Source organism: Streptomyces kryoterrae (assembly GCF_054072135.1).
This window is the reverse complement of record NZ_CM133358.1, coordinates 3,851,753-3,878,550: the sequence shown is the minus strand read 5'-3', so window position 1 is coordinate 3,878,550 and position 26,798 is coordinate 3,851,753. Positions and strand designations below refer to the sequence as shown.

The window sequence follows — 26,798 nt, the reverse complement described above, 5'->3', positions numbered from 1 at the left end:
GTGAGTGGTTGCGGACCGTACGCATGCAGAACGGGACGTATGGCGAACGGAATTGAGCAGCCGGACGGCCGGGGGAGGCATCGTGGAGGAATATGCGGGGCGGGTGCTCGCCGACCGCTACCGCCTGCCGCTGCCGTCGTCCGATGAGTTCGAACAGCCCGAGACCCGCGCTTTCGACACATACAGCGGGCAGGAAGTCCTCGTCAGGCAGGTGCCGTTGCCCGAGGTCGTCGAGGCCGAGGTGCTCGACGCGGACGGGCTGCCGGACGGTTTCGTGGCGCGGGACGGGCGTCGGGCGCGCGGCGCCACCGCGCGGTCCGCGGCCACCCGCCGACCCAGCGATCCGACCGTACGGCGTGCCATCGAGGCCGCGCAGGCCGCCGCGTCCATCCCTGATCACCCACGGCTCGACCAGGTCTTCGACGTGTTCGCGCAGGGTGGCTCGCTGTGGATAGTGAGCGAACTGGTGCCGGCCCGGTCACTGGAGTCGCTGCTCGCCGAGAAGCCGCTGACGCCGTACCGCGCGGCCGAGGTCGCCGCCGACGTCCTCATGGCCCTGCGGGTGCTGCACGCCCACGGCTGGGTGCACCGCAACATCACCGAGCGCACGGTGCTCGTCTGCGACGACGGGCGCGTGATGCTCACCGGGCTGGCGGCCGGGGCGGCGGAAGAGGCGCTGTGCGGATACGACCCGGTACCCGGCCGGGACACGCCGGGGGCGGCCGGTGCTCCGGAGGACGCGAAGGTCACAGGGGGCGCGAGCACGACAGTCGGCGCTCCGGGCGCCGGCGGCCGTAGCGGGGGCGGAAGCTACGGGGTTGCCGGGGGTACGTTCGCCGGGGGTTCCGGGCTGGATGCCGAGGCCGCCCGGCGTGCCGCCATCGAGGCGCGGAGCGGTTCGGGTTCGCCGGGTGGTCGTGGCGGGGGCGGTGGGTACGGGCAGTCGGCGGGTGAGCCGGGTGTGGTGAGGCCGCAGGGCCTGGCCGGCGGCGAGGGCGGCGGTCCGGGTCATCCCGGCGGAAGCTACGGGGTCGCCGGGGGTACGTTCGCCGGGGGTTCCGGGCTGGATGCCGAGGCCGCCCGGCGTGCCGCCATCGAGGCGCGGAGCGGTGGAGGGGTGCCCGGGGCGGGCGTCGAGGGGCGCGACCCGGGCACCGCCGGGGGCGAGCAGCGGGCGTTGGAGACCGGCGGGGACATTCGGGCGGCGCGGGCCGGGGCGATCGCCGCGTACCGGGCGGGAGCGCGGGCCGCGGCCCGGGTTCAGGAGGCCGAGCAGAGCGGGCGCACCGCGCTGCCCGGCGCCCGGCCCTCGATCGAGGCGGCCGGTGACACCGGTGGCGGCGCGTACGGCACTGGTGCGGAGCGCGGTCCGGCCACTCCGCCGCCGGGGCAGATCGCCGACCCCTACGGCGTACGCAACGCGACCGCCTGGCATGGTGGCGCCGCCCCCGCGACCGGGGTTGCCGGGCAGATCGGGCCGCAGGCCGGGCACACCGGACCGGCCCGGACCGCCCTGTCCGCCGGAGGAAGCGGCGCCGCGACGAGCGGGGTCGCCGACAGCGTCCCGCAGCAGTACCAGCAGCAGCCCCGCCCGCTCACCCACGCCGACCCCCACCCCCAGGACCAGCCCCCGCCGACCGACCGCGCCCCCGGCCGGCCCCCGGGCCGTTGGGACGACAGGGCTGTCGCCGATGCCCCCAGGCGTGGGCCGGCCACCGCGCTGGCCGCCGAGCGGGCACGGCAGGCGCGGATGTCCGTCGTCGGGGCGGTGACCGAGCGTTGGGCGCCCGAGCAGGCCGGGCCCGTGCACGAGAACTGGCAGCTGGCCCCTCCCATCGGTCCCGCGACCGACCTGTGGGCGCTCGGCGCGCTGCTCTTCAGGGCTGTACAGGGACATGCGCCCTACCCCGAGGAGTCGACGGCCGAGCTGGTGCAGCTGGTGTGTGCCGAGCCGCCCGCCTTCGCTGAGGAGTGCGGGCCGCTCAGGCCCGTCGTGGAGTCGCTGCTGCGCCAGGACCCCACCGAGCGGCTCGACTTCGAGGAGCTGAACGGCTGGCTGCGCTCCCTCGTCCGCTCGGCACCCGAGCCGGAGGCCGGCGCGCATGTCGTCGCCGCGCCGCCCACCGATCCGCGCCGGCTGCCGATCGTGCGGCGCCGGGGCGAACTGGTGCGCAGGCGCCGGGCAGGCCTGCCCGCGACCGGCCGGCACAAGCGGGCCAGGCAGGAGCAGCGGGCGCCGCGCAAACTCGGCCGCAACCTGCTCCTCCTGATACTGCTCGCGCTGGCCGCGGCGATCGCGTACGCCATGTACTTCATGCCGAAGGGCGGCAGCGACGGAGCGCGGGACGGCGAGCGGACCGGCTCCGCCGGGGAGGTGAGCGCGGCGCCGGAGCAGTCGGCCGACACCCCGGACGCGAGCAGCGAACCGCGGCCCGAGCAGACCTCACCCGACGGCGGGAAGGGCAACAGTGCCTCCCCGTCGGCCAGTTCGTCTTCGCCCGAGTCGCCGTCGGCCTCCGGGCCCGATGCCGCCGCCGGCTTCACCGTGCGCACCGACCCCGCGGGCTTCCGCGTCGCCGTAGCCGACGGCTGGGACCGGACGGGCAAGAACGGGCGCGGCCAAGTCGTGTACTCGCACGGCTCGTTCCAGCTCATCGTCGTACCGGGCCGGGACACCACCAAGGCGTACGGCGCCGATCCGATGGCGTACCAGCGGGAGCGGGAGTACGAGTTGCAGCCGTTCCGCGATTCGACCTGGGCCACGTCCAGCGGGATGCGGACCATCGAGGTGGGTGGACGGACCATGGCCGAGGGGCAGTTCACCTGGCAGAACAGCTCCGGCAGCGAGGTGTTCGTACGCAATCTCGCGATAGTCGTCGGCGGCCGGTACCACGTGGTCCAGGTGCGCGGGCCGGAGGCCGAGCGGGACGAGGTGACCCGTCTGTACGAGCAGGCGGCGGCGACCTATCAGCCCACCGGCTGACCTCGAGGCCAAGCCCTCCGGGCAGAACCGTCACAGTGCTGTCCCCGTAGGGCCCCCTGCGGTTCCCTCAGGCGTGGGCGCTCCTTAGTCTTGCCCCTGACAAGACCATTGCGGGGAAACGTGAATCAGATGCAGGGTCAGCTCCTCGCGGGCCGCTACCGGCTCGTCGACGTCATCGGCAGCGGTGGCATGGGGCGGGTGTGGCGTGCGCACGACGAGCTGCTGCACCGTGCCGTCGCCATCAAGGAGTTGACGGCCGCGCTGTACGTGTCCGAGAGCGAACAGGCCGTCCTGCTCGCCCGTACCCGGGCCGAGGCGCGTGCGGCGGCGCGGATCAACCACTCCGCCGTCGTCACCCTGCACGACGTGCTCGACCACGACGGCCGGCCGTGGATCGTGATGGAACTCGTCGAGGGCAACTCGCTGGCCGACGCGGTCAAGGAGGCCGGGCGGGTCGAGCCGCGCGAGGCCGCGAGGGTCGGCCTGTGGGTGCTGCGCGCGCTGACCGCCGCGCACGCCGCCGGGGTACTGCACCGGGACGTCAAGCCCGGCAACGTCCTTCTCTCCCAGGACGGCCGCGTCCTGCTCACCGACTTCGGCATAGCCCAGGTCGAGGGGGACACGACCATCACCCGTACGGGAGAGATCGTCGGGTCGGTCGACTACCTCGCCCCGGAACGGCTGCGCGGTGAGGACCCCGGACCGTCATCCGACCTGTGGGCGCTCGGCGCCACGCTGTACACGGCCGTCGAGGGCCGGTCCCCGTTCCGCCGCACCTCCCCGCTGACCACCATGCAGGCGGTCGTCGAGGACGAGCCGACCGAGCTGCGGTACGCCGGTCCGCTCGGGCCTGTCATCACGGCCCTGCTCCTCAAGGATCCCGCCGTACGGCCCGGAGCGGCCGAGGCCGAGCAGATGCTCGCGGAGGCGGCGGAGGGGCGGCGGCCCCGCGCGGCCCAGCAGTACGTGCCGACGCAGCACGTCGGGTCGGTGCGGGCACCTGCGGAGGGCGAGGTCGGAACCTTCCGGATAGGCGGGGCGGCAGCGGCAGGGCCGGTCGTCTCCGACACGCCACAGCAGGGAGTCGTCGTCGGCCCTCCCGCCCCGGGCCGGCCGCGGCGCCGGGGTCGCACCATCGCCCTTGTCGCCGCGCTGGTCGTGCTCGTCGGCGGGGGCGGCGTGGTGGCGCTGCACCAGTGGAACCAGGGGTCGCGGACGGCCGGCTCCGCCTCCTCGGCCGCTCCGTCCGCCAGTGCCTCGGCCTCTGCCTCCAGCTCCGCCTCGGCCATTCCTCCCGCCGCTGCCCCCTCCGTGGCGAAGGGCTGGGTGCGGGTCGACGATCCGGCCGGTTTCAGCCTCTCGCTGCCCGAGGGGTGGACGCGGAAAGAGGAGAACGGGCAGATCGACTACTCGCCCGACGGCGGCGAACACTTCCTGCGTATCGCCATCGACGAGTCCCCCGACTTCGACGACCCCTACCTCCACCAGCGCGACCTGGAACAGCAGCTCAAGCGGCTCAGCGAGTACCGGACGGTGAGCCTGGAGTCGAACGTCTACCGCGACCGGAAGGGCGCGCTCTGGGACTTCACCTGGACCGCCCTGGCCAAGGACTCGGAGTTCCCGGGGCCCCGGCGGGCCATCGAGCAGGCGTATCTCGGCCGGGACGGAGCCGAGTACGTGATCTACATGTCCGCTCCGGCGGCCGACTGGGCGACCGCGAGGGAGCAGTTCACAGCGGTGCTGCGAGGGTGGCGGCCGGGCTCCGGCTGACCTCGGGGCCTGCCCCGGAGGCCTGGTACGGCGGTTGTCGGTCATCCACCGCGCACCGTCCCGGAGCCCCGTCCTCCGGTGCGGCATGATGAGGCGCATGGGGACAGAGGGGGAGAGCTTCCGACTGATCGCCGGGCGGTACCGTCTGGAGACGAGACTCGGCCGGGGCGGTATGGGCGTCGTCTGGCGGGCGACCGACCAGCTGCTCGAACGGCGGGTCGCGGTCAAGGAGCTGACGCCGGACACCTCCCTCGCGACGGACGAGGCCCGGCTGCGGCGCGACCGTACCCTGCGCGAGGCGCGCGCGGTCGCCCAGTTGCACCACCCGCACATCATCGTCGTGCACGACATCGTCGAGGACGACGAACGCCCGTACATCGTCATGGAGTTGATCGACGGCGGCTCGCTCGCCGACCGGATCTCCCAGCGTGGCCCGGTTGACGCCGACGAGGCCGCCCGGATCGGCATCGCCCTGCTCGGCGCCCTGGGCACGGCCCATGCCGCCGGTGTCCTGCACCGGGACGTCAAGCCCGCGAACGTGCTCATCGAGGACGGCACCGACCGGATCGTCCTCACCGACTTCGGTATCGCCCAGGTCGCGGGCGCGACCACGCTCACCGAGAGCGGCTCCTTCGTCGGCTCGCCCGAGTACACCGCGCCCGAGCGGATGTCCGGGGTCAGGACCGGGCCGGAGTCCGACCTGTGGTCGCTCGGCGCGCTGCTGTGCACGGCCCTGAGCGGCGAATCACCGTTCCGGCGCGACTCACTGGGCGGCATCCTGCACGCCGTCGTGATCGACGAGGTACGGCCACCGGCGCAGGCCGCGCCGCTCCTGCCCGTCGTACGGGGTCTCCTGGAACGCGATCCCGAGCGACGCCTCGACGCGGTGGAGGCGGAACGGATGCTGCGGGCGTTCCGGGCGACGGGGCGTACGCCGAGACCGTCGGCCGCGTACACGTCCGGCCGGCAGCAGACGCAGCGGCGCGAGGAAACCGGCGGCCGGGTGTCGACGCCGACGGTCTCTCTCCGTAAGCCTTCCTCCCGTACGGACTCCTCCCGTACGTCGGACCAGCCGCCGCGGCCCTCGGGGCGGGCCGTGCTGATCGCAGCGGTGCTGGTCGCGGCGCTGGCAGGGGCGGGAGTGTCCGCGGCGGCCCTGCTGATGAACTCGGGGGACGACGGGGGCGGCACACCCAAGAACACGGCGACAGCGGCGCCGGCGGTGTCGGGGGCTTCGGAGGTGTCGCCCAGCAGGACGGAGGCGTCGCCCGGTACGACAGAGGCGTCGCCCGGCACGTCGACGGTGTCGCCCGGTACGGCGGAGGGATCGCCGGGTACGGCCGGGCCGTCGCCTTCCTCCCCGACCGCTCCCTCCGGCTACCGCCTCGCCCACGACCCCCGCGGGTTCTCGCTCGCCGTGCCGGACGGCTTCACGCGGTCCGAGCAGAAGGAGCGCGTCTTCTATCTGTCGCCGGGGGAGACCTTCCGCCTCGGGATCAAGGTCCTCGCTCCCCAACCGGGCGGCCCGCTCGCGGTGATGGAGCGGGCGGACGCCAACGGGGCGACCGCCAACCCGGGTTACCGCGACGGGCGGGTCACCGAGACCGTGCACGCCCAACAGGCCGCCGCCCTCTGGGAGTTCACGTGGGACGGCTTCAGCGCGGCCGAGGGACCACGGCACACCTACGATCTGTGCTGGGAGCAGGGCGGGCGGATGTACGACGTGTGGGTGTCGGCGCCCGTCGGCAAGGTGCGGGAGGCGAAGGAGTATTTCGATGTCGCCCTGGACACCTTCGTCACGGCCGGCTGACCGGAAAGCGATGGAAGCGACGGAAGCGACGGAAATATCGGAAAGCCGTGGGGCGGCGATTTCAGAAACGGACAGCCGCCCTGACAAGTCCCCTTTTCCCGGTCATACCCACTCGCAGAGCGAAACCGCCACCGGGACGGGAAACCGCCTTCGCGTGCCAAAGCCCGTTCCGACGCCACCACTTGGCCGCCCGCAGCCCTTTCGGTAGCTGCGGCAAAGGCAACACCCTTTCCCCGAGCCGGAGTTCGCCGCTCCACACGCCCGGACCGAGCTCGGCGACGGGCACGGAGACGGTGAACTGCTCGCCGTGCGGGGGTTGTACGGCGGTGAAGACCGCCGTGGCGTCGCCCGGCTCCTCCCCGTTGCGCAGGTGCACGGTCAGCGCCCCGCGCGGGCACGCGCCGAGTGTGCAGCGGCCGGTGATCAGCAGCTCGGTGGGCCGGCCGGCGTGCCAGCGGACGTCCCCGAACGCGATCCGCTTCAGCACCGGGTGCTTCCGCTCGCCGAGGTCGATCGTGTAGTTGCCGTACGGGACGGTGGTGTAGAGGGTGACGGCGCGCCGACCGCGTACGGTCTCCGCTATCCGTACGTCGGGACGGCCCGGCAGCCGGTCGGCCCGGCTGCTGCCTATGCGCACCTCGCGCGTCAGGCCCTGGGCGCCGACGGCCAGGGAGATGTCCCACAGCCCGTCGTCGAGGGGCGATCCGTCGGCGACGGAGTCGATGTCGAAGGCCGCCTCGAAGCCGGCCTTCTCGTACGAGTACCGCCCGTCGTCCTCCTCGGCGCCGAGGCACGGGGACGCGGTGTGGGTGACGGGCAGCCGGTACTCGGTTCCCGACTCCCGCTCACGCAGGACGAGTTCGGTGGTGACGTCATGCGTCTCGACCCGGTGCAGATACGCGTGCCCGGCCAACCGCACCCGGGTGCCCCGCAGTTCGGCCCGCGAGACGTGATGCCGTATCTCTGTTTCCTGCTGTCTCAGAGAATTCGTTTCGGGCACGGTCATCGTCACGTTCTCCAAACAGTGCGAAGTGTGAAGTGCGAATGCGCGCGCCGATATCGGGTATGCGTGGCGACTGGCTCGTGAAGATACCGTGACCTGATCGTGTCTTCAAGGTAAGAGCGCCGTGATCATCCTGCTCAGCGGGGTGAACCGGGTCACCCTTGAATCCCGCTTTGTTCCGCCTGTGAGCAGGCTGAATGCGAACTCTGCTAGAACGTCGACATGGACATGGGTACCGGCGTGAACAACGAGCTGTTCGGGCGTGCGCACGCCCGGCAGCGCTGGGCCGCGCGCGGTGCGCTCGGAGCCGCCGGGCTGGCCGTGCTGCTGCCGATCGGCTACGCGGGCATGGGCAGCCTGCTGCTCGCGGTGGTCGGCGTGGGCGGGGCCGTACTCACCGCCTCCGGTCTGTGGTGGGCGCTCGCCCGGCGCGGCATCGTGCGGGGCGTGGGGGCGGTGCTCGCCGTCGCCACGCCCATCGCCGTCGTCGTCCTCTTCGCCGCCGCCAAGCTGCTGGGGCCGGCCATCGCCTCCCTCGGCCTGTGGGGCCTCGCCGTCTGGGCCGGAAAATTCGCGCTGAGCAGCACCAGGTCCCATGTCCTGCCGGTCCTTGAGTACGAGTCGCCCGCGCCCCTGCGGCCCTTCCTCCTCATGAACCCGCGTTCCGGTGACGGAAAGGTCGAGCGTTTCCGGCTGCGCGAGAAGGCGGAGCTGCTCGGCGCCCGCGTGTACCTGCTCGACACCGACAAGGCCGAGCCCGAGGACGTCGTCGCCCTGGCCCGGGAGGCGGTCGCGGCGGGCGCGGATCTCCTCGGTGTGGCCGGCGGCGACGGCACCCAGGCCCTCGTCGCGGGCGTAGCCGTCGAACACGGCCTGCCCTTCCTGGTCGTGTCCGCCGGTACGCGCAACCACTTCGCGATGGACCTCGGCCTCGACCGCGACGACCCGGCGACCTGTCTCGACGCCCTCACCGCCGCGGGCGGGGTGGAGCTGAGGGTGGACCTGGGCTTCCTCGACAGCGGCGTCGCCATCGCCGACGACGGCGGTACGGCGGACAGCCACCCCTTCGTCAACAACGCCTCCTTCGGCGCGTACGCCTCGATCGTGCAGAGCCCCGCCTACCGCGACGACAAGGTCGGCACCACCCTGGGGCTGCTGCCCGAGCTGCTCACGTTCGAACGCGGCCCGACCCTGACCGCGCGGGCGTATCCACAGGGGCGGACGCAGCCGGGGGAGACGGTCATCCACGCGCCGCAGGCCGTGCTGGTCAGCAACAACCCCTACCGCCTGGACGACCTCGCCGGCCTCGGCCGCCGCGAACGCCTGGACGCCGGTCTCCTCGGCGTGCTCGGCATCAAGGTCGAGGACGCGGCCCAGGCCGCCGAACTGCTGCTCGGCCGGTACGCCAGCGGCATGACCGTCGTCACCGCCCACGAGGTCGTCGTCGACGCCGACCTGCCCGAGATCGAGGTCGGACTCGACGGCGAGGCCCTCGTCCTGCCCACCCCCGTCCGCTGCCGCGTCGAACCGCGCGCCCTGCGCGTCCGCGTCCCCCGTGACCGGCCCGGTGTGCCCGCCCCGACGCCCCCCATGGACTGGCGGCGGCTGCGCAAACTGGCGGCGACGGTCGGTCGTACGGCACTGCCCCGTCGTACGACGGACGCCCTGAACAGGCGTCGACAAGCGTCGGGCCCGCAGGGTAGGGATGGGGCATGAGCAACGGCGGGGAAGGCGGCGCGCACCAGGGTGGGGGGAACCGGAACGGGAGCGGCGAAGGCGACGAGGGGCGGCTGGTCGGGGGCCGGTACCGGCTGACCGAGCGCATCGGCTCCGGCGGCATGGGCACCGTGTGGCGGGCCCAGGACGAACTCGTCGAGCGTGAGGTCGCCGTCAAACAGCCGAGGCTGCCCGGGGACCCGCGGGACGCCGCCCACCAGCGGATCGCCCACCGTCTTCACCGGGAGGCGCGGGCCGCCGCACGCGTCGACCATCCCTCGGCCGTCACCGTCCACGATGTCGTCGTCGAGGACGGACTCCCCTGGATCGTCATGGAGTTGGTGCGCGGCGAGTCGCTGCACGAGGTGCTCCAGCGCGGCGCCCTCAAGCCCGCCGAGTCCGCGCGCATCGGCCTCGCGGTGGTCGGCGCGCTGCGCGCCGCGCACTCCGTCGGGATCGTCCACCGGGACGTGAAACCCGCCAACGTGCTGCTCGGACAGCACGGCCGGGTCGTCCTCACCGACTTCGGCATCGCCCACATCATGGGCGAGGAATCCCTCACGATGAGCGGGGAGTTCGTCGGCTCCCTGGAGTTCATCGCGCCCGAGCGCATGTCCGGCCGGGGCGCCGGACCACCCTCCGACCTGTGGTCGCTCGGCGTACTCCTGTACGCGGCCGTCGAGGGCTGGTCCCCGTTCCGCCGTACGACCGTGGAGTCCACGCTCGCCGCGATTCTCGCCGCCGAACCGGTCAAGCCCCAACAGGCGGGTCCACTCGGCCCGTTGCTCGTACGGATGCTGATGAAGGACCCCGCCGAGCGCCCCGACGCGGACGAGGTCACCGCAGCCCTGGAGGCGGTCTCCAAGGGCTGGCCGCTGCCGAAGGCGCCGGAGCGCGTCGAGTTGACGAAGCATCAGGAACCGTCCGGTATTAGGGAGTTCGCGGACGATGCCGGGACGATGCGGCTGAAGGCCGGGGGCGGGACGCCCGGGTCCGCGCCGGTGCCGGGTTCCGGGCCGGGTTCCGATTCCGGTTCCGGGACAGCCGTCCCCGGCGCATCGGTGCCCGAGGCCCCCGTGCCCGGGCCCTCGCCCGAGACGCAGGCCACCTCGCTGCCTGCCCCCGGGCGGCCGCGTCTGCGCCGTCCCCGGCGCCTGGTCCTCGCGGTCCTCGCCGGTGCCGTCGTGCTCGTGGCCGTCGGCATGGTGTTCGCGGGGGTGGTCGTCGAGACCAGCGGCGAGGACACGGGGGTCACGGTGGAGGAGCCGCGCGGTACCCCGGACGTCGTGCCTTCGGAAGCCCTCCCCACCCTCGACAACTGGCCGGCCCACGACGAGAAGGACCTGAGGGCGGTCCTCGCCCTGCCCCGCCAGTACGTCCGTTTCCACCAGCAGGGCGACGCCGTCGACCAGCCCCGGATGGCGATCTACGACAACGACGAGGCCATCCAGGTCCGCCTCACCCTCTGGGACAAGGCGCCCCGCTCGCCCCTGGAACAGGCCAAGAAGGCCGCCGAGACCTGGTCGGGATACGGCGAGTCGACCACCCGGTACACCGACACGACCGTCGGCGGCTACCAGGCCGTCCAGGCCGACACCACGTACGACACCGAGGGCAGGCTCGTCAGGGTCATGCAGGTCGAGATCCTGACCGACGACGGCAGGCTCTACGAGCTGCGCGTCGACATGCCCAAGGGGACGGCGGACGAGAAGCGGGGGATGGACGTCTTCAAGGGGGCGCGTGACCGGCTCGAAATCGACAGGAAGTGACTCCCGGTCGGCTACCGGCCGAGAAAAAGTGACGCAACCCGCTGTCCGAGGCTGTCCCCGGCCGAGCGCGCGACGCCCAACGCCCTGATCAGCGGATTCGTTGCCAGTGCTCACTGGCGGCATGCCGCTGAGAGCCGGTGCCGTGTGCGTACTCGGTGAATCCGGGTTACCCATGGGTACCCAAAGCCTCCGAGCCGTCATACCCTGCGGCTCATGACGGACTCGCAGGCCCCGGTAAAACCCGGCACCGACGCCCCCACCGGTACGAACCCCCTGGCACCCGCGCCCACAGGCGCCCGCACCGCCGCCGACGTGGTCACCCCCGAGCTGGTCGCCCAGCTCACCAAGGGTGTCGTCGGCTCCGGTCGCACCGCCAACCACACCCCGTTCACCGGCGAGAAGCTGGCTGACCTGCCCGAGTCCACCCCCGAGGACGTGGAGACGGCGTACGAGCGGGCCCGCGTCGCCCAGGCCGTCTGGGAGCAGACCCCGGTTCGGCAGCGCGCCGCCGTGCTGCTCCGCTTCCACGACCTGGTGCTGGCCCGCCAGGCCGAGGTGCTCGACCTCATCCAGCTGGAGACCGGCAAGGCCCGCCTGCACGCCCACGAGGAGGTCCAGGCCGTCGCCGTGGTCGCCCGCCACTACGGCCGCACGGCACCCCGGTATCTGAAGCCGAAGCGGCACGCGGGCGCGATGCCCACCCTCACCAAGGTCACCGAACTGCGCCACGCGCGCGGGGTGGTCGGCCAGATCGCCCCCTGGAACTACCCGCTGGAACTCTCCGTCGGCGACGCGCTCCCCGCCTTCGTCGCGGGCAACGCGGTCGTGATGAAGCCGGACACCGAGACCTGCCTGACGGCCCTGTGGGCCCGGGACCTGCTCATCGAGGCCGGTCTGCCCGCCGATGTCTTCCAGATCGTCCTCGGCGAGGGCCCGGTCATCGGCCCCGAGGTCGTCAGGCACGCCGACTACGTCTCCTTCACCGGTTCCACCCGCACCGGCCGCGAGGTCGCGCAGAGCGCCGCCGCGCGCCTGGTCGGGGTGTCGCTCGAACTCGGCGGCAAGAACGCCATGTTGGTCCTGGAGGACGCCGACATCGAGAAGGCGGCGTCGGGAGCGGTCCGGTCCTGCTTCTCCTCCGCCGGTCAACTCTGCGTCTCCATCGAGCGGTTGTACGTCCACGAGTCGATCGCGGACGCGTTCGTCGAGCGCTTCGCGGCCCGTACGAAGGCGATGCGGCTCGGTACGTCCCTGGCGTACGGCGCCGACATGGGCTCGCTGGCCGGCCAAGGTCAGCTGGAGACGGTGGCGCGGCACGTCGACGAGGCGGTCGCGAAGGGCGCGAAGGTCGTCGCGGGCGGCACGGCCCGTCCGGACATCGGCCCGTACTTCTACGAGCCGACCATCCTCGACGGCGTCGAGACCCCGATGGCCGTCTGCTCGGAGGAGACCTTCGGCCCGGTCGTCTCGATCTACCGCTTCAAGACGGACGACGAGGCGGTTGCCCTCGCCAACTCCACGCCGTACGGCCTGAATTCCTCGGTCTGGACGAAGAACGGCGCCCGTGGCCGCGCCCTGGCGGCCCGCGTGCGCTGCGGCACGGTCAACGTCAACGAGGGTTACGCGGCCGCGTACGGCAGCGTCCAGTCGCCCATGGGCGGCATGAAGGACTCCGGCCTCGGCCGCCGCCACGGCTCCGAGGGCATCCTCAAGTTCACCGAGGCCCAGACCATCGCCCAGCAGCGCCTGCTGCCGCTGGCCCCGGCCCTGGGCATGGACGACGAGAAGTACGCGGAGTTCATGAGCAGGAGCCTCAGGGTGATGAAGGCACTGAGGCTGCGGTAACACCGCGGCTGCACCAGGCAAGTTCTGTTCTCAACGAGGAGAGCAAGTGTCGTACGAGAGCGATCACGACTCCGGCTACGCCTATGACTACGACGTCCTCGTCGTCGGCTCCGGCTTCGGCGGTTCCGTCACCGCCCTGCGCCTGACCGAGAAGGGGTACCGGGTCGGCGTACTGGAGGCGGGCCGCCGCTTCACGCGCGACACGCTCCCCAGGAACTCCTGGGACCTCAGGAACTACCTCTGGGCGCCCAGGCTCGGTATGTACGGCATCCAGCGCATCCATCTGCTGGGCAACGTGATGGTGCTGGCGGGCGCGGGAGTCGGCGGCGGCTCGCTGAACTACGCCAACACCCTCTACGTACCGCCGAAGCCGTTCTTCGAGGACCCCCAGTGGCGTGACATCACGGACTGGCAAGGGGAGCTCCGCCCTTACTACGACCAGGCCCGGCGGATGTTCGGCGTACGGCTCAACCCGACGATGACCCCGTCCGACGTCCATCTGAAGGCCGCGGCCGAGCGGATGGGCGTAGGCGACACCTTCCATCTGGCGCCGGTGGGCGTCTTCTTCGGAGACGGCGCGGACGGAGAGGGCGGGGAGGGCGCGGTGAAGGCGGCGCCGGGGGAGCAGGCCCCGGACCCCTACTTCGGCGGCGCCGGGCCCACGCGCAAGGCGTGCGTCGAGTGCGGGGAGTGCATGACGGGCTGCCGGCACGGCGCGAAGAACACCCTCAACGAGAACTACCTCTACCTGGCCGAGAAGGCGGGCGCGGTCGTCCACCCCCTGACGACGGTCGTGTCCGTCACGGACGACTCACGCGGCGGCTACGCGGTCGCCACGCTTCCGACCGACAGGAAGAAGAGCGGCGGGCGCACCCTCACGGCCCGCCGCGTGGTCCTCGCAGCCGGCACGTACGGCACCCAGACCCTGCTGCACCGGATGAAGGCGGGCGGCCAACTCCCTTACCTGTCCGACCGGTTGGGTGAGCTGACCCGTACCAACTCGGAGGCGCTCGTCGGCGCCCAGACCGACGACCGCCGCTACCGCAGGGCGACCGGCGAGACGAAGGTCGACTTCACCCGCGGAGTCGCCATCACGTCGTCCATCCACCCCGACGAGAACACCCATGTCGAACCGGTCCGCTACGGCAAGGGCTCGAACTCGATGGGCGGGCTGTCGATCCTCCAGGTCCCGTACGCGGAAGGGTCGTCGAGGGCCCTGGGCTGGCTGGCGAACGCCGCCCGTCACCCCCTGCTGGTCCTCCGCTCGATCTCCAACCGCCACTGGTCGGAGCGGACCATCATCGGCCTGGTGATGCAGTCGCTGGACAACTCCCTGACCACGTATCTGAAGCCGAAGGGCGCGGGCAAGGGCCTGCTGACGGCCCGTCAGGGCCATGGCTCCCCCAACCCCAAGCAGATCAGGGCGGCGACGGAGAGCGCGTCGGCCATCGCCGCGGAGATCAACGGCTTCGCCGGCAGCAACGTGGGTGAGCTGATGGGCATGCCGCTGACCGCCCACTTCCTCGGCGGCTGTCCGATCGGCGACTCACGGGAGACGGGCGTGATCGACCCGTACCACCGCCTGTACGGCCACCCCGGTATCTCGGTGGTCGACGGCGCCGCGGTCTCCGCGAACCTGGGCGTCAACCCGTCCCTCACGATCACCGCCCAGGCCGAACGCGCGATGTCGTACTGGCCGAACAACGGCGAGGCGGACCCGCGTCCGGCCCAGGGTGCCGCGTACGAGCGTCTGCAGCCGGTCGAGCCGAAGGCGCCGGCGGTCCCGGCGGAGGCGTTCGGCGCGCTGCGGTTGCCGTTCCTGGGGATGCCGTCGGTGCCGAAGAGGAAGTAGCGGACGGACACCGAACCGGCCAAGGGGACCGACCGGGGAGGCCGACCGAAGAGGCCGGAAAAACAAAAGGGAAGGACCCGCGCCCCCCTCCGAGCGCAGGTCCTTCCCTTGTTCTTGGCGGAGGCCGGACTACGCCTCCGTGCCCGACTTCCGGCGGCGCATCGCGAACACCGCACCCGCACCGGCGACGACGGCGACACCGCCGACCAGACCGATCACCGGCAGCGCCGAACTGGAGCCGGTGTCGGCGAGGTTGCCGCTCGGCAGGTCCGAGACGCTGCCCTGGGGCTTGTGGACCGGGTCCTTGGAGCCGCTGTCGCCCGGCGTGGCCGTACCCGGGTCGGGGTTCGAGGAGCCGGCCTTGAGGACCTCGAAGTCGTACTGGGCCCAGCCCTCGGCGATGCAGTCCTGGCCGTCGACGTTGTCGATGTAGGCGCCGGAGCCGAAGGAGTAGGCGTCGCCCGCGGGGGCCTGCTTGTCGATGCTGACGCGCAGGTCGACGGACTCGCTGGCCCCGGCCTTCAGCTTGTCGACGTAGAAGAAGTAGTCGCCGGACCAGTCGTCGTTGCCGATCCGGTCCCAGCTGCCGGTCTCCGGGTTCTTGAACTCCAGGTCGACGTACGGGCTCAGGAACTTCGCCTCGTCGAACTCGTAGTTCTCGATCTCGGCGTAGAAGGCGACACCCTTGATGTCGGCCTCCGAGTCGTTGGTGACGACCAGCTCGAAGCCGTGGAAGCCGTCGCCCGCGACGATCTTGCCCGGCAGGCCCTTGATGTCGGCGGACACCTGGGCGTCGCTGTAGTCCTGGTCGAGGTCCTCGCAGTACGGGACGTCCGGGTCCGTCGGCGCCTCGCTCGGCTCGGCCGAGACCGAGGGGGAGGCGGAGCCGGACGGGGAGCCGGACGTGGAGGGCGAGGCGGAGCCGCTCGTGCTCGCGCTCGGCGGGACGCTGGTCGACGGCACGTCGGACGGCAGACCGGTGTCGGAGGGCGTCGCCGACGCGGTGTCGCTCGGGCTCTGCGAGGGAGTCTCGGTGACGGCCGTCTCGGTCGGGGTGGCGGAGGGCGACTCGTCGGCGAACGCGGCGGGTGCGGACAGCAAAGCCAGCGGGGCTATGACAGCTGTCGCCGCTGCGGCGGCCATTGCACGGCGAAGCTTCATGAAGACCTCGAGATCTCAGGACGTCCAGGTACAGGGCACGGTCGTGCCGCCTGGTTCTGAACGTGTGACATGCGGCGCCTGTGAATGGTTGCTCTTCGCTCACACAAAATTTATGTGTGCTGGGTCACATGTGGACTGCTCGTCAGGTTTTGGGTGGGGGCTTGTTGTGGATCCGCTTTCGGATCGCCTAGAACTGTCCCTCGTGTCTGATAATCAGTCCGACGGTAAGCCGTCCGAAGAGCCCGAGCTGTCGGTTCCCGACGACATTTGGGAGAAGTTCACCCGCGACACCGAGCGGGACATCCGCGCCTCCGCGCAGAAGGAGCCGTCTGCGCGTGCGCGGATGGTCGCCGAGCGGCTGCGCCGGCAGGACGCGCGCGGCGAGCAGCCCGCGGGCTGGCGCACCGGCCCTGCGTGGCAGGAGATGGACGGCCGGGCGGCGAGGCGACGGCGCCGGTGGGCGTTGGTCGGTGTACCGCTGGCGATCGCGGTGGCCGTGGTGGCCATGAAACCGTCGCTGCTCCCGGGCGACCCCTTCGGCTCCGCCCTCTCGGACGGAACCTCCGATGCCTCGCCGCTGCCCGAGGAGACGGCTGCGCCGTCCGCGGCGCCGTCGGCGGTGGACCCGGATGTCCCCACCCTCGCCAGGCCGTTCGCCGGATCACCCGCTCAGCAGTACTCGGACGGCGCGGCCGGAATCGTCCTGCCGCCGGCAAAGACGGTGGGCTCGTTGTCGAAGGCCCAGGTGGAACGGGCGTTGCGGCAGACCAGGCAGTTCCTGATCGACGCGAACCTCGACCCGGCCACCCTGCGCGGCGCACGCCCCGAAGCCGTGCTCAAGGTGATCGACCCCACCCAGAAGGACCTGCTCGGCGACCTGAACACCGCCCTGCGCCGGCCGGACGAGAAGCATGATCCGCTGTGGATGTTCAGCCGGTTCAAACCCACCGAGGTGCGTCTGGCCGGTCAGGTGATCAAGACCCGCGGACGGATGACGTTCCAGGCGGGCAAACACGACACCGTCGTCGTGCACGCCGACTACACCTTCGTCTACCCGCTGGTGCAGGCCCGCGCGGGCGCGACCGAGGTGGCCCGCACCATCGTGCGCCGGGTTCTCGACATCGAGCTCTACGACCCGGCCAAGTACCAGGTCACTCCGGGGAAGATCAGCGTCGCGCGCTACGACAGTGAGCTCGGCAACTCGGACTGCGAGGTGTTCGACGGCTTTCTCCACCCGCACTTCGCCTCGGACACCGCCACGACGGGTGCCAACCCCACCGGCCCCACGACCGACCCCTACGATCGCAGCGGCGACGTGCGGGACGGCGGGGGCTGCGGGACCGTCACACGTTCCTGAGTCCCGGGCGCGGGCGCCGGGCAGAGCGAAGGGCCCCGCGGGGCGGAGCCGCGGGGCCCTTCTCCGTCAGCACCGGCGTCAGGGCAGCGCCGGTGCCTGGGGGAAGCGGCGCCGGGGGGTTGCGCCGCATTGTTGGTCTGTACCCATGGTCGGCGCCGCGGCGTACGGGAACACACGCCTGGTCTGGACCAATGGCAGTCAGGGGTCGCAGGTCAATGTACTTGCCTGCTAGGGGACTTGGGGTGGTTCTTGCATCGTGCTGGAAGGTCGTCGAGTACGCAACCTTTTGACCCGGGCTTGCACTTTTTGGCCCTTGTGCAGTGTCGACCACGCTGTGTCGACGGTGCTGTTCCGGCTGCGCTGTTCCGGCTGTGCTGTCCCGACTGTGCTCTGCCGGTCGGCCCCGGGCGTCCCCGGAGCCGGCCGTTCTCGGGGTGACCGGGCTGCTGTCCCCTGCGGTCCGGTCACCACCCTGGAGCCACGCGTGGTTTGTGCGGGCCCGCCCCTGGCTGGCACGGACACAGGTACCAACGAAGGGGGAGTACGGCGGTCACGCACCGGACGGGTGAGACGGCGCCCGAACTCAGATACGACCCCGGCACAGCTCCAGCAACGTCATCGCGAGAGAGGTGCCGGGCCTGCCCAGCGCCTCCCGGTAGCGGCTGAGGACCTCCAGCTCACGGGACAGGTTCACGCGCCGCCCACCGGAGACGATCCGGGCCTGCTGGATCACGGCGGACACGGCCATGCGCTCCTGGACGAGACCGATGATCCGGTCGTCGAGGGCGTCGATGCGTTCACGTGCGTCGGCGATCACTTCGGTGGCGTCGGCGGTGGCGTCGGTGGTGGTCATGCGGGGCTCCTTGTCGGACGGGGCGGTGAGCCCCGGACCGGACGGACCCGGAAACGGCAGGCGCCCCGGGCCTTGTCGGCCCGGGGCGCCTGGGAAGTCGCTTGTCAGTTGCTCAAGCAGCACGACCATGGCAGCCGGTGGGCCGGTTGCCATAGGTAAAGAGGAAGGTCGGGTGCGTGAGCATGGGGGCCAGTATGCATGGAGAAGGGTGCCCTTCCAAATGCGCGGAGAAGGGTGCTTTTCCAAGCGGGGGCTTGATCTCTCAGCGCCGGCCCGCATCTCCAGCCCGTCCGGCGTTTGAGGACAAGGCCCGTTCAGGGCCGGAGCGGGGGTCTGGGGGTGCAGCCCCCAGTGACGGCGAGGTGTCCACCTCCCCCGGTAGAATCGCCCCCACAGACCCCCGCCCAACCGCCGGAAGGCCCCCGTGTCAGCAGCGACCCCCGCCCCCGACACCGTCCTGGTCGTCGACTTCGGTGCGCAGTACGCCCAGCTCATCGCCCGCCGCGTCCGCGAGGCCCGGGTCTACAGCGAGATCGTGCCGAGCACCATGCCGGTCGAGGAGATGCTCGCCAGGAACCCGGCGGCGATCATCCTCTCCGGCGGCCCCTCCTCCGTGTACGCGGAGGGCGCCCCCAGCGTCGACCGCGCCCTCTTCGAGGCCGGCGTCCCCGTCTTCGGCATGTGCTACGGCTTCCAGCTGATGGCGACCACCCTCGGCGGCACGGTCGACAACACCGGAGCCCGCGAGTACGGCCGTACGCAGCTGGCCGTCACCAAGCCGTCCTCCACCCTCTTCGAGGGCACTCCGGCGGACCAGTCGGTGTGGATGTCCCACGGCGACGCCTGCTCCGCCGCCCCCGAGGGCTTCTCCGTCACGGCGTCCACGGACGTCGTCCCGGTCGCCGCCTTCGAGAACGACGAGAAGAAGCTGTACGGGGTCCAGTACCACCCCGAGGTCATGCACTCCACGCACGGCCAACAGGTCCTCGAACACTTCCTCTACCGGGGCGCGGGCCTGACCCCGTCCTGGACCACCGGCAACGTCATCGAGGAGCAGGTGGCGCTGATCCGCGAGCAGGTCGGCGACAAGCGTGCCGTCTGCGGCCTCTCCGGCGGCGTGGACTCGGCGGTCGCCGCAGCCCTCGTGCAGAAGGCCATCGGCTCCCAGCTGACCTGCGTGTACGTCGACCACGGGCTGATGCGCAAGGGTGAGACCGAGCAGGTCGAGAAGGACTTCGTCGCCTCGACCGGCGTCACGCTGAAGGTCGTCGACGCCGAGGAGCGCTTCCTCGACGCACTCGCCGGGGTCTCCGACCCCGAGGAGAAGCGGAAGATCATCGGGCGCGAGTTCATCCGCGTCTTCGAACAGGCACAGGCCGAGATCATCGCGGACGACGGTCCCGAGGTCGCCTTCCTGGTGCAGGGCACCCTCTATCCCGATGTGGTCGAGTCCGGTGGCGGTACCGGCACCGCCAACATCAAGTCCCACCACAACGTGGGCGGGCTGCCCGAGGACCTCGAGTTCGAGCTGATCGAGCCGCTGCGCCAGCTCTTCAAGGACGAGGTCCGGATGGTCGGCCAGGAGCTCGGCCTGCCGGAGGAGATCGTCCAGCGCCAGCCGTTCCCCGGCCCCGGCCTCGGCATCCGGATCGTCGGCGAGGTCACCAAGGACCGCCTCGACCTCCTCCGCGAGGCCGACGCGATCGCCCGCGAGGAACTGACCGCCGCCGGCCTCGACCGCGACATCTGGCAGTGCCCGGTGGTCCTCCTCGCGGACGTGCGCAGCGTCGGCGTCCAGGGCGACGGCCGTACGTACGGCCACCCGATCGTCCTGCGCCCGGTCTCCTCCGAGGACGCGATGACCGCCGACTGGTCCCGCCTCCCGTACGAGGTACTGGCGAAGATCTCGACGCGCATCACGAACGAGGTCGCGGACGTCAACCGAGTCGTCCTCGACGTGACGAGCAAGCCGCCGGGCACCATCGAGTGGGAGTAGTCCCGCAGGCCGTGCGGGTCACGTCCGCCTGAGAGTCCGCACCGGCTCTCCGGGCTGCCAGACCTGGACGACCAGGTACTTCTCGTCCTCGACGTACGTCCGTACGACCTCCGTCAGCTCGGTACGGAAGAGGTGGAACGGCTCCGGCGGTTCCACCTCTTCCACGTACGCGGCCTTGGCGGCCGGATCCGCCACCTCGTACGCCCGCCCGCTGATCCGGACATCGCCGCCGCCCATGTCCGTCCCCGCGCCGGGATTCGCCTGGAGCGCGAAGCGGGGGTCGCGGCGCAGGTCCAGCGCCTTCAGCGAGTCCGGCATCATGGCGAGCCACAACTCGCCGTGCAGGAAGCGGACTTCGAGGCCGGAGGTGCGCGGGGAGCCGTCCTTGCGGAGGGTGGCGAGGGTGTGGTGTGTGAAGGCGCGGAAGCGCTCTTCGACGGTTGTGGCCAGCTCGGGTTCCGTGGTGGTGAATACTGCCCAGTTCATGGAACCGAGTCTGACGCGGATACCCGACATCCTTTGACGTGTATTCGCCGCCTCCTTGCTCCTTTTTGCTGGCGTCCCGTCGGTGTCTCGGGTCCCTGGCTCAGATATCTGTTTCATCTCTTCGCCAACATCCCTGTTCTCCTGCGCGGACCGACGGTAACTTCCGCTCCGTAAAGGAACCCAGTGCTGGAGGACCTATGCACGGGCCTACTCCGCCCCTGCCGTTGCCCACCGACCAGCTGCAGTTCGCGATGCCCCCGATGTACGAGTCGCTCGACGACGAGCGCGGGCACCGCAAGGAACGGCTGGCCGGAGCGATCAGACTGTTCGGACGGTTCGGCTTCGAGGACGGTGTCTCGGGGCACATCACGGCGCGCGACCCCGAGTACAGCAACTGCTTCTGGGTGAACCCGTTCGGGATCCCCTTCAAGCAGGTCACCGTGAGCGACCTCGTCATGGCCAACCAGGACGGCCAGGTCATCGAGGGCCGCTACCACATCAACCAGGCGGCCTTCACCGTGCACGCCCAGGTGCACGCCGCCCGCCCGGACGTCGTCGCCGTGGCCCACTGCCACTCGGTGCACGGCCGTGCCCTCTCCGCCCTCGGCGACCTCCTCGACCCGATCACCCAGGAGAGCTGCGCCTTCTACGAGGACCACGCCCTCTACGGCGCCTACACGGGCGTCGCCGTGGACGCCGACGAGGGCCGGCGGATCGCATCCGCGCTGGGCTCCCGCAAGGCCCTCGTACTGCGCAACCACGGGCTGCTCACGGTGGGCGACTCGGTGGACGCGGCAGCCTGGTGGTTCCTGTCGATGGAACGGTCGAGCCAGGTCCAGCTGACGGCGCGCGCGGCGGGCCGCCCCATCCTGATCGACCACAAGCAGGCGGTCTCGACGCGTGAGCAGCTCGGTGGTGACCTGGTCGCGTGGATCAACTACCAGCCCCTGTGGCGGGACATCAGCAGGAGCGAGCCGGACCTGCTGAGTTAGCGGTCCTGGGGAAGCCGGAAAACCCGGGTGGGTCAGAATCCCCGCAGGACGGCCGCCTTGGTGGTCGCGAACTCCTCGTCCGTGAGCACGCCCTCGCGGTGCAGCTCGCCCAACTCCCGGAGCCTGCGCAGGAGTACGTCGTGATGATCGGACCGGGGCGGAATCGCGGGCGTGAGGCGGGGCCGCTCCACGTGGTCGACCGCTCGGGTGGAGGGGTGCGGCAGACGGGCGGTGACCGCGGTCGCCACGAGTGCCGTGAGCAGGTCGCGGCGGGTGCTGCCCCACAGGTCGAGTGCGTAGGGGTCCTTCTCGGGCGGCAGCTTGGACAACACCGTCTCGCGGGTCACGAAACGCATGAAGCCGTCCTGGTAGCCGGAGTTGGGCAGCCAGTCGACCTGGACGAGATCGTGGGTGGAGATGATGCGGGGGCCGGTCGCCCGCTTGACCCGGTCGGAGGAATCGGCCCAGTCGATACGGACCTGCGTACCGTCGAACGACACCATGCCGTCGCTGGACCGCACCGACACCGGCACGGGCGGGCCCGGGAGCAGATACGCCTTGGCCGGCTCCTCGGGAACCTGGTCGAGGAGCAGGGCGTGCCGGATCTCCTCGGCCACGTACTCGGCGACTCCGGACCGGTCGATGTCCACGATCAGCCGGTACGGGTCGGCGGCGTCCGGAAGCCGTCCGCCGGTCGCCTGGAGCAGCGGGTCGGCGCCCTCGCGGAGCCGGAGCCGCAGCCGCCCACGCTTGCGTTCGGGCTCGTACACGATGCCCGACACGGCCTCCAGGGGTACGGCGACCTCGCCGTACGTCTGCCGGAACAGCGGTACGGAACGGTGGCGTCCCGGCGTGATCCTGACCGTGCTGCCGTCGAAGGCCCAGGTTCCGTCGCGCTGGATGATCTCGGCCATACGCGAATTCTCGCAGCCGGGTCAACACGGGGGCCGTGGTTTCACTCGCCTTTTCCGCTGCAGGGGCCGACCTGCCGCACACGACGGGTGTTAGGTAGGGCACAATTCGCTCTCGTCGTGGGGGAGTTGCGCGAGCCAGGTTACGGGCTCCAGAAGTCCCGGTGTAGGCCGGTTTGTCCCGGTGGGCTTTCCGGTGGGTCGATGTCCTGGTTCGTGATGTGTCGTGTCGGGTGTGGGGAAGGCGGGCGGCGGACGTGGCGTTGCAGGAGGCGAGACAAGGTGTGCTGCCCGGGGAACACGGGGGTGGCTGCACCTGCGGGGACTGCCCGCACGGGGCGCGCGCGGGACACCGGCGCGCGGTCGCCGAGTTCCTGCTCATGCGGGACGGGTTCGCGGCCGGGCAGGGGCTGCCGGCCGCGGTGGCCCACTCGGCCTCGGCGTCCCGCCAGTGGGTCTCGGACGAACTGACCCAGTCCGCGGCGATCGTCGCCGACCGCGGCCGGGCCGAGGGCGAGGTCTGGCTCGCCCGGCTGTGGCGCCGTACGGCGTTCACGGTGTGGGTGCTGATCGGCGTCCTGCTGCTCGTACAGGCGCTCACCGCGATCGGGGCGGGCTGGACCGCCGCCCGGACGGCCGGACTGGTGGCCGCCGTACTGGTCGGCGGCGCGCTGACCGCCGCGTCCTGGTTCCACCGGGCGCGGGGCGGGGCGCTGGCGCCCCTCATCGGCGAGGACAACCGCCTGTCGACCTCCCGTGTGGTGGCGGCGAGCTGGGTGCTGTTCCTGGCGTACGCCGTGCTGGTGCTGGTGGGCCGGCTGGCCGCTGCCTCCGGCCACGCGGAGCGCGACGCGCTGATCGCCGGCCTCGACCTCGCCCGGGGCGCGGGCGTCGTGACCGTCCTCGCGGTGGTGTGCGCCATCGCGGTGCTCGTGCGCAGGGTGGTCGGCCTGCGCGTGCTCGGCCAACGCCTGCAGAAGGTACGCGCGGACCGCCCGCGTGCGGCCGACCTCCTGACGGACGACGCGGGCCGCGGCACCTTCGCGGACATCCAGTACGTGATCATCGGCACGGTCGCTCTCCTGTTCGCGGTCGTACGGCTGGCCCGGCGCCCGGACCAACTGCCGGATCTGCCGTGGGGACTGGCGGTGGTGGTGCTGGTGTCGGCGGCCACCTATGTGGCAGGCAAGTACTCGGAGGGCGGCCGGCCGGTGATTCTTTCGGTCGTCCGGTCCCGGGAGGCGGGCGACCTGGACGGCCCGATCCGCACCGGCGACGACATCGAGATCCGCGGCGCCGGTTTCGTGCCCCCGGGTGCGGGCACCGCCGACCGGCTGTCCCGCATGGTCGTCCGCATCGGCCCGGTCCACGTCCATGTCCCCCTGGTTCCGGTACCCGGCGGCTTCAGCAACCCCCGCGACGAGGTACTGACCGTGCCGGTACCGGCGGATGTGGAGCCGGGCCGGGTGGAGGTGCAGGTGGTGACCGCGGCGGGCGTGGAGACGAACCGGTGCGTGATCGATGTGACGGACTGAGCAGTCGGTTCGGGTGGGTGGGCCTCCGGTGGTAGGGGCGCTCGTCGCGCGCTGTGCCGTCGTGTGAGGTCGGTGCCGCGCCGGGGGATCCGCCCTCGGCGGGCGTGAAATCGGGTCGGTCACCAACGCGAGGGCTTGCTCGGCCACCCCTGCTTCCCAGATACGGGCGGGAAAAATGCCGTGCCGGAGGTGAGCGGGGTCACGTTGTCGTGCGTATCGTCTGTTGAGGGGTCAACGGTGGCAGGCGAGAGGCGGCTAGGGCGATGGCTCACAGCACTCGAACGGACACGCACTCTCCTTATCTCGACGGCGACCGGGACTGGCGGGACACCGCCACTCGGTACGCCCTGCTGCCCCTGCGCGTCTTCCTCGGCGTCACCTTCATCTACGCCGGCCTGGACAAACTCACCGACAGCTCCTTCTTCGCCAGCTCCGGATCAGGCTCCGTCGGCGACCTGATGCGCACGGTCCGTGACTCCTCCGCGATCCCGGCCCTGGTGGACCTCGCCCTCAAGAACCCTTCCGGCTTCGGCTACGCCATCGCCCTCGGTGAGCTGGCCGTCGGTATCGGCACGCTGCTGGGGCTGCTGGCCCGGCTGGCGGCGGTCGGCGGCGCGCTGATCTCGCTCAGCCTGTGGCTGACCGTGAGCTGGGCCTCCGATCCGTACTACTACGGCAACGATCTCCCGTACCTGATGGCCTGGCTCCCCCTGGTCCTCGCCGGCGCGTCCGTCTTCTCCGTGGACGCCGCCCTGCGGGCGCGACGGCGGCAGCGGTCCGGGGGATATCGCTAGCAGATGGCTGGGCGCCGGTGCGCGTGAGCGTCGTCTCGACAGCGGGCGGTGGGCCGGTCAGTTCGGTATCTCAGGTCGCCTTGACTGTCCTGTCGCCTCCGTCGTGTTGTCGGTGGGTGCTGCCGCGCGGCGAGCCCTTGTGCGGCGGCGTATCGCCCCGGTCAGAAGGGCCACCAGGCCTGCCAAAGTCAGGCCGGACACCAGGAGCGGGATCACCGCGAACCACGGTGTCTCCCAGGCGTCGCCCGCGTCGCCCACATAGGTGATGCCGGCGATGGTGACGAAGAGGCCGGCGATCAGCTTTCCGGGCTGGAACTCATGACGTAGCACGGGTCACCTCCGCCTGTCCCAGGCCGACTCCGAGGTCGAGGTCGACCGTGCCGGCGTCGGCGCTCCCGCTCGTCGGCGACAGCGTGACCTGCTTGTGCTTGCCCGGTGCCACGTCCACGTCCTGTCTGTCGTCGCCGGGCAACTGGATGTCCCCCATGCCCACCTCGATGTCCGCCTGCACTGTGACGCCCTTCGGCACGATCACCTCGATCCGGCCCACACCCACCTCGACCGCCGTCGTCACCGTCTGCCCCCTGGCGAGGCGCAGCCCGGTCAGGTCCAGCGTGGCGACACCCGTACCGAGGTCATATCTCGGTAGTACGTCTGCCACCGCGGCCGGTGTCCACCGCGTGCGCACCCAGTGGGTGCTGACGTCCTTGGGCAGTGCGGCCGAGCCCGCCAGCAGGGCCGCCGTGATGATCGCCAGGAAGATCGACCCCGCTCCGGTACGGCCGAGGAACGCGCTGACCGTGATGCCCACGCCGAACACCGTGAGCGCGCAGGCCAGACCGGTCTGCAAGCTGGTGGCGAGTGCCTCGTCGTCCCATTTCACGGCCGTGCCCAGGAAACCGGCGAGGAGGGCGAGCAGGAGGATCCAGCCGCCGATCCAGCGTGGGCCGCGTGGCTTCGGCTGGCTGGGCCAGGAGGTCCGTAGGCCCGGATGGTGTCCGCCGTAGTTGCCGTAGGTGATGTTGACCGCTGCGGAGATGTCCCGGTCGCGGGTGTCGTGGGGGCCCCACAGATAGCCCGTACCGCCGACGTGTGTGCCGTCCTTGACGATGGGGTCGCGCCACCAGGAGGGGTAGGCGGAGGGGACCGGGGGCGCCTGCGCCTCCGGCGGGGCGTCGGCGACGGCCTGGGCGGCCAGCGGGTCGGGGTCGGGGGCGCCGCGGTTGCGCGACCAGTAGCCGGCGCCCGCGAGGAGAATGGACAGTATGACGGCGAAGGAGAGCACCCCGCCGTTCTTCAGCATCGTCAGGAACACACCGCAGCCGACCAGAGCGAAGAGCACGCCCGCCAGCGCCTGGCCGTCCACGCGGCCGGTGAGCAGCTTGCGGACCTCGTTCTCCTCCTCGTCGTCGTACGGTACGAACAGCCAGGCGAAGCCGTAGAAGATGAGGCCGATGCCGCCGGTCGCGGAGAGCACCGCGAGCGTGATCCGGAAGATCACCGGGTCCATGTCGCACGTCCGCCCGAGACCCGCGCACACCCCGCCCAGCATCTTCTGCCGTCGGTCGCGCCGGAACCTGGCCGGCAGCTGCTCGTCGGCTGTGGCAGCCGCGGTTGATGCCTCGGACGGGCGGGGACTCGCGTGCGCTCCCGCGCCCGCACCTGAACCCCTGTCCGCTTGTGCGCCCGTGTGCTCGGGCGCGCGCGGTTCCCCTTTCTCCGTGGGCGGGGTCGCCGCGGCGGGTGCGGCATCCTGCGGCCCGGCGCCCGGGGCGGGGCGCGGGCCGAAGCCGGGTCCCGGACCCGTCGCGGCGTGTGCGTGATCTGTCATGCGTCCATGTTGGCGCCTCGGGCGGCCCGGCGGCAGTCGGAACGACCCTGGGCGAACCCTGAAATCGGCCCTGAGGGAGGGCGGGGGAAGCGTTCGACGGCAGAAGGGTTCGAAGATCAGGGGAGTCTCGGGGG

19 protein-coding genes are annotated in these 26,798 nt (G+C 71.4%); 12 read left to right on the top strand and 7 right to left on the bottom strand.

Going from position 1 to position 26,798, the window contains the following annotated elements; all coding sequences use genetic code 11:
* Positions 1 to 82 precede the first annotated feature (82 nt).
* The 3 genes from ACW4TU_RS16440 to ACW4TU_RS16430 all read left to right on the top strand — a co-directional run bounded on the left by ACW4TU_RS16440 (position 83) and on the right by ACW4TU_RS16430 (position 6,563).
* Complete coding sequence (locus ACW4TU_RS16440) at positions 83 to 2,983, top strand: protein kinase domain-containing protein (RefSeq protein ID WP_457428566.1); 2,901 nt, start codon at positions 83 to 85, stop codon at positions 2,981 to 2,983.
* Between the two features lie 129 nt (positions 2,984 to 3,112).
* Entirely contained in the window at positions 3,113 to 4,753 is a 1,641-nt protein-coding gene (locus ACW4TU_RS16435; protein ID WP_457428565.1) for a serine/threonine-protein kinase, read from the top strand.
* 97 nt (positions 4,754 to 4,850) lie between these two features.
* Entirely contained in the window at positions 4,851 to 6,563 is a 1,713-nt protein-coding gene (locus tag ACW4TU_RS16430; RefSeq protein ID WP_457428564.1) for a serine/threonine-protein kinase, read from the top strand.
* A gap of 61 nt (positions 6,564 to 6,624) precedes the next feature.
* On the opposite strand, the gene ACW4TU_RS16425 is transcribed toward ACW4TU_RS16430, so the two are convergent.
* Positions 6,625 to 7,569 carry a hypothetical protein gene (locus ACW4TU_RS16425; RefSeq protein WP_457428563.1) on the bottom strand — a complete coding sequence of 315 codons (945 nt, stop codon included), beginning with the start codon at positions 7,567 to 7,569 and terminating at the stop codon, positions 6,625 to 6,627.
* 219 nt (positions 7,570 to 7,788) lie between these two features.
* On the opposite strand from ACW4TU_RS16425, the gene ACW4TU_RS16420 reads away from it, so the two are divergent.
* The 4 genes from ACW4TU_RS16420 to ACW4TU_RS16405 all read left to right on the top strand — a co-directional run bounded on the left by ACW4TU_RS16420 (position 7,789) and on the right by ACW4TU_RS16405 (position 14,748).
* Positions 7,789 to 9,282 carry a diacylglycerol/lipid kinase family protein gene (locus tag ACW4TU_RS16420; RefSeq protein WP_457428562.1) on the top strand — a complete coding sequence of 498 codons (1,494 nt, stop codon included), beginning with the start codon at positions 7,789 to 7,791 and terminating at the stop codon, positions 9,280 to 9,282.
* Entirely contained in the window at positions 9,279 to 11,051 is a 1,773-nt protein-coding gene (locus tag ACW4TU_RS16415; RefSeq protein ID WP_457428561.1) for a serine/threonine-protein kinase, read from the top strand. The genes ACW4TU_RS16420 and ACW4TU_RS16415 overlap by 4 nt, the downstream gene beginning before the upstream one ends.
* A gap of 213 nt (positions 11,052 to 11,264) precedes the next feature.
* Entirely contained in the window at positions 11,265 to 12,896 is a 1,632-nt protein-coding gene (locus ACW4TU_RS16410; RefSeq protein ID WP_457428560.1) for a succinic semialdehyde dehydrogenase, read from the top strand.
* Between the two features lie 46 nt (positions 12,897 to 12,942).
* Positions 12,943 to 14,748 (top strand): GMC oxidoreductase, encoded by a 1,806-nt coding sequence (locus tag ACW4TU_RS16405; protein ID WP_457428559.1) that lies wholly within the window; start codon positions 12,943 to 12,945, stop codon positions 14,746 to 14,748.
* 129 nt (positions 14,749 to 14,877) lie between these two features.
* Here ACW4TU_RS16405 and ACW4TU_RS16400 read toward each other — a convergent pair whose 3' ends face one another.
* Positions 14,878 to 15,891: an LAETG motif-containing sortase-dependent surface protein gene (locus ACW4TU_RS16400; protein ID WP_457428558.1), complete on the bottom strand. Its 1,014-nt coding sequence runs from the start codon at positions 15,889 to 15,891 to the stop codon at positions 14,878 to 14,880.
* A gap of 220 nt (positions 15,892 to 16,111) precedes the next feature.
* Between ACW4TU_RS16400 and ACW4TU_RS16395 the strand changes: the two genes are divergently transcribed.
* Positions 16,112 to 17,266 (top strand): hypothetical protein, encoded by a 1,155-nt coding sequence (locus tag ACW4TU_RS16395; RefSeq protein WP_457428557.1) that lies wholly within the window; start codon positions 16,112 to 16,114, stop codon positions 17,264 to 17,266.
* A 583-nt stretch (positions 17,267 to 17,849) separates the two neighbouring features.
* On the opposite strand, the gene ACW4TU_RS16390 is transcribed toward ACW4TU_RS16395, so the two are convergent.
* Complete coding sequence (locus ACW4TU_RS16390) at positions 17,850 to 18,119, bottom strand: chorismate mutase (RefSeq protein WP_457428556.1); 270 nt, start codon at positions 18,117 to 18,119, stop codon at positions 17,850 to 17,852.
* A 424-nt stretch (positions 18,120 to 18,543) separates the two neighbouring features.
* On the opposite strand from ACW4TU_RS16390, the gene guaA reads away from it, so the two are divergent.
* Positions 18,544 to 20,115 carry a glutamine-hydrolyzing GMP synthase gene (gene guaA / locus ACW4TU_RS16385; protein WP_457428555.1) on the top strand — a complete coding sequence of 524 codons (1,572 nt, stop codon included), beginning with the start codon at positions 18,544 to 18,546 and terminating at the stop codon, positions 20,113 to 20,115.
* Between the two features lie 18 nt (positions 20,116 to 20,133).
* On the opposite strand, the gene ACW4TU_RS16380 is transcribed toward guaA, so the two are convergent.
* On the bottom strand, positions 20,134 to 20,601 hold the full coding sequence (locus ACW4TU_RS16380; RefSeq protein WP_457428554.1) for a pyridoxamine 5'-phosphate oxidase family protein: 468 nt from the start codon (positions 20,599 to 20,601) through the stop codon (positions 20,134 to 20,136).
* A gap of 197 nt (positions 20,602 to 20,798) precedes the next feature.
* Between ACW4TU_RS16380 and ACW4TU_RS16375 the strand changes: the two genes are divergently transcribed.
* The gene (locus ACW4TU_RS16375; protein WP_457428553.1) at positions 20,799 to 21,593 is read left to right on the top strand and encodes a class II aldolase/adducin family protein; all 795 of its coding nucleotides are present in this window, start codon (positions 20,799 to 20,801) and stop codon (positions 21,591 to 21,593) included.
* A gap of 32 nt (positions 21,594 to 21,625) precedes the next feature.
* On the opposite strand, the gene ACW4TU_RS16370 is transcribed toward ACW4TU_RS16375, so the two are convergent.
* Complete coding sequence (locus ACW4TU_RS16370) at positions 21,626 to 22,507, bottom strand: DUF4429 domain-containing protein (RefSeq protein WP_457428552.1); 882 nt, start codon at positions 22,505 to 22,507, stop codon at positions 21,626 to 21,628.
* 254 nt (positions 22,508 to 22,761) lie between these two features.
* On the opposite strand from ACW4TU_RS16370, the gene ACW4TU_RS16365 reads away from it, so the two are divergent.
* Positions 22,762 to 24,039 (top strand): hypothetical protein, encoded by a 1,278-nt coding sequence (locus ACW4TU_RS16365; RefSeq protein WP_457428551.1) that lies wholly within the window; start codon positions 22,762 to 22,764, stop codon positions 24,037 to 24,039.
* 263 nt (positions 24,040 to 24,302) lie between these two features.
* Positions 24,303 to 24,833: a DoxX family membrane protein gene (locus ACW4TU_RS16360; protein WP_457428550.1), complete on the top strand. Its 531-nt coding sequence runs from the start codon at positions 24,303 to 24,305 to the stop codon at positions 24,831 to 24,833.
* A gap of 57 nt (positions 24,834 to 24,890) precedes the next feature.
* Here ACW4TU_RS16360 and ACW4TU_RS16355 read toward each other — a convergent pair whose 3' ends face one another.
* Entirely contained in the window at positions 24,891 to 25,163 is a 273-nt protein-coding gene (locus ACW4TU_RS16355; RefSeq protein WP_457428549.1) for a hypothetical protein, read from the bottom strand.
* Positions 25,150 to 26,664, bottom strand: coding sequence for a PspC domain-containing protein (locus ACW4TU_RS16350; protein WP_457428548.1), 1,515 nt, complete (start codon positions 26,662 to 26,664; stop codon positions 25,150 to 25,152). Before ACW4TU_RS16350 ends, ACW4TU_RS16355 begins: the two co-directional genes overlap by 14 nt.
* Positions 26,665 to 26,798: the final 134 nt, after the last annotated feature.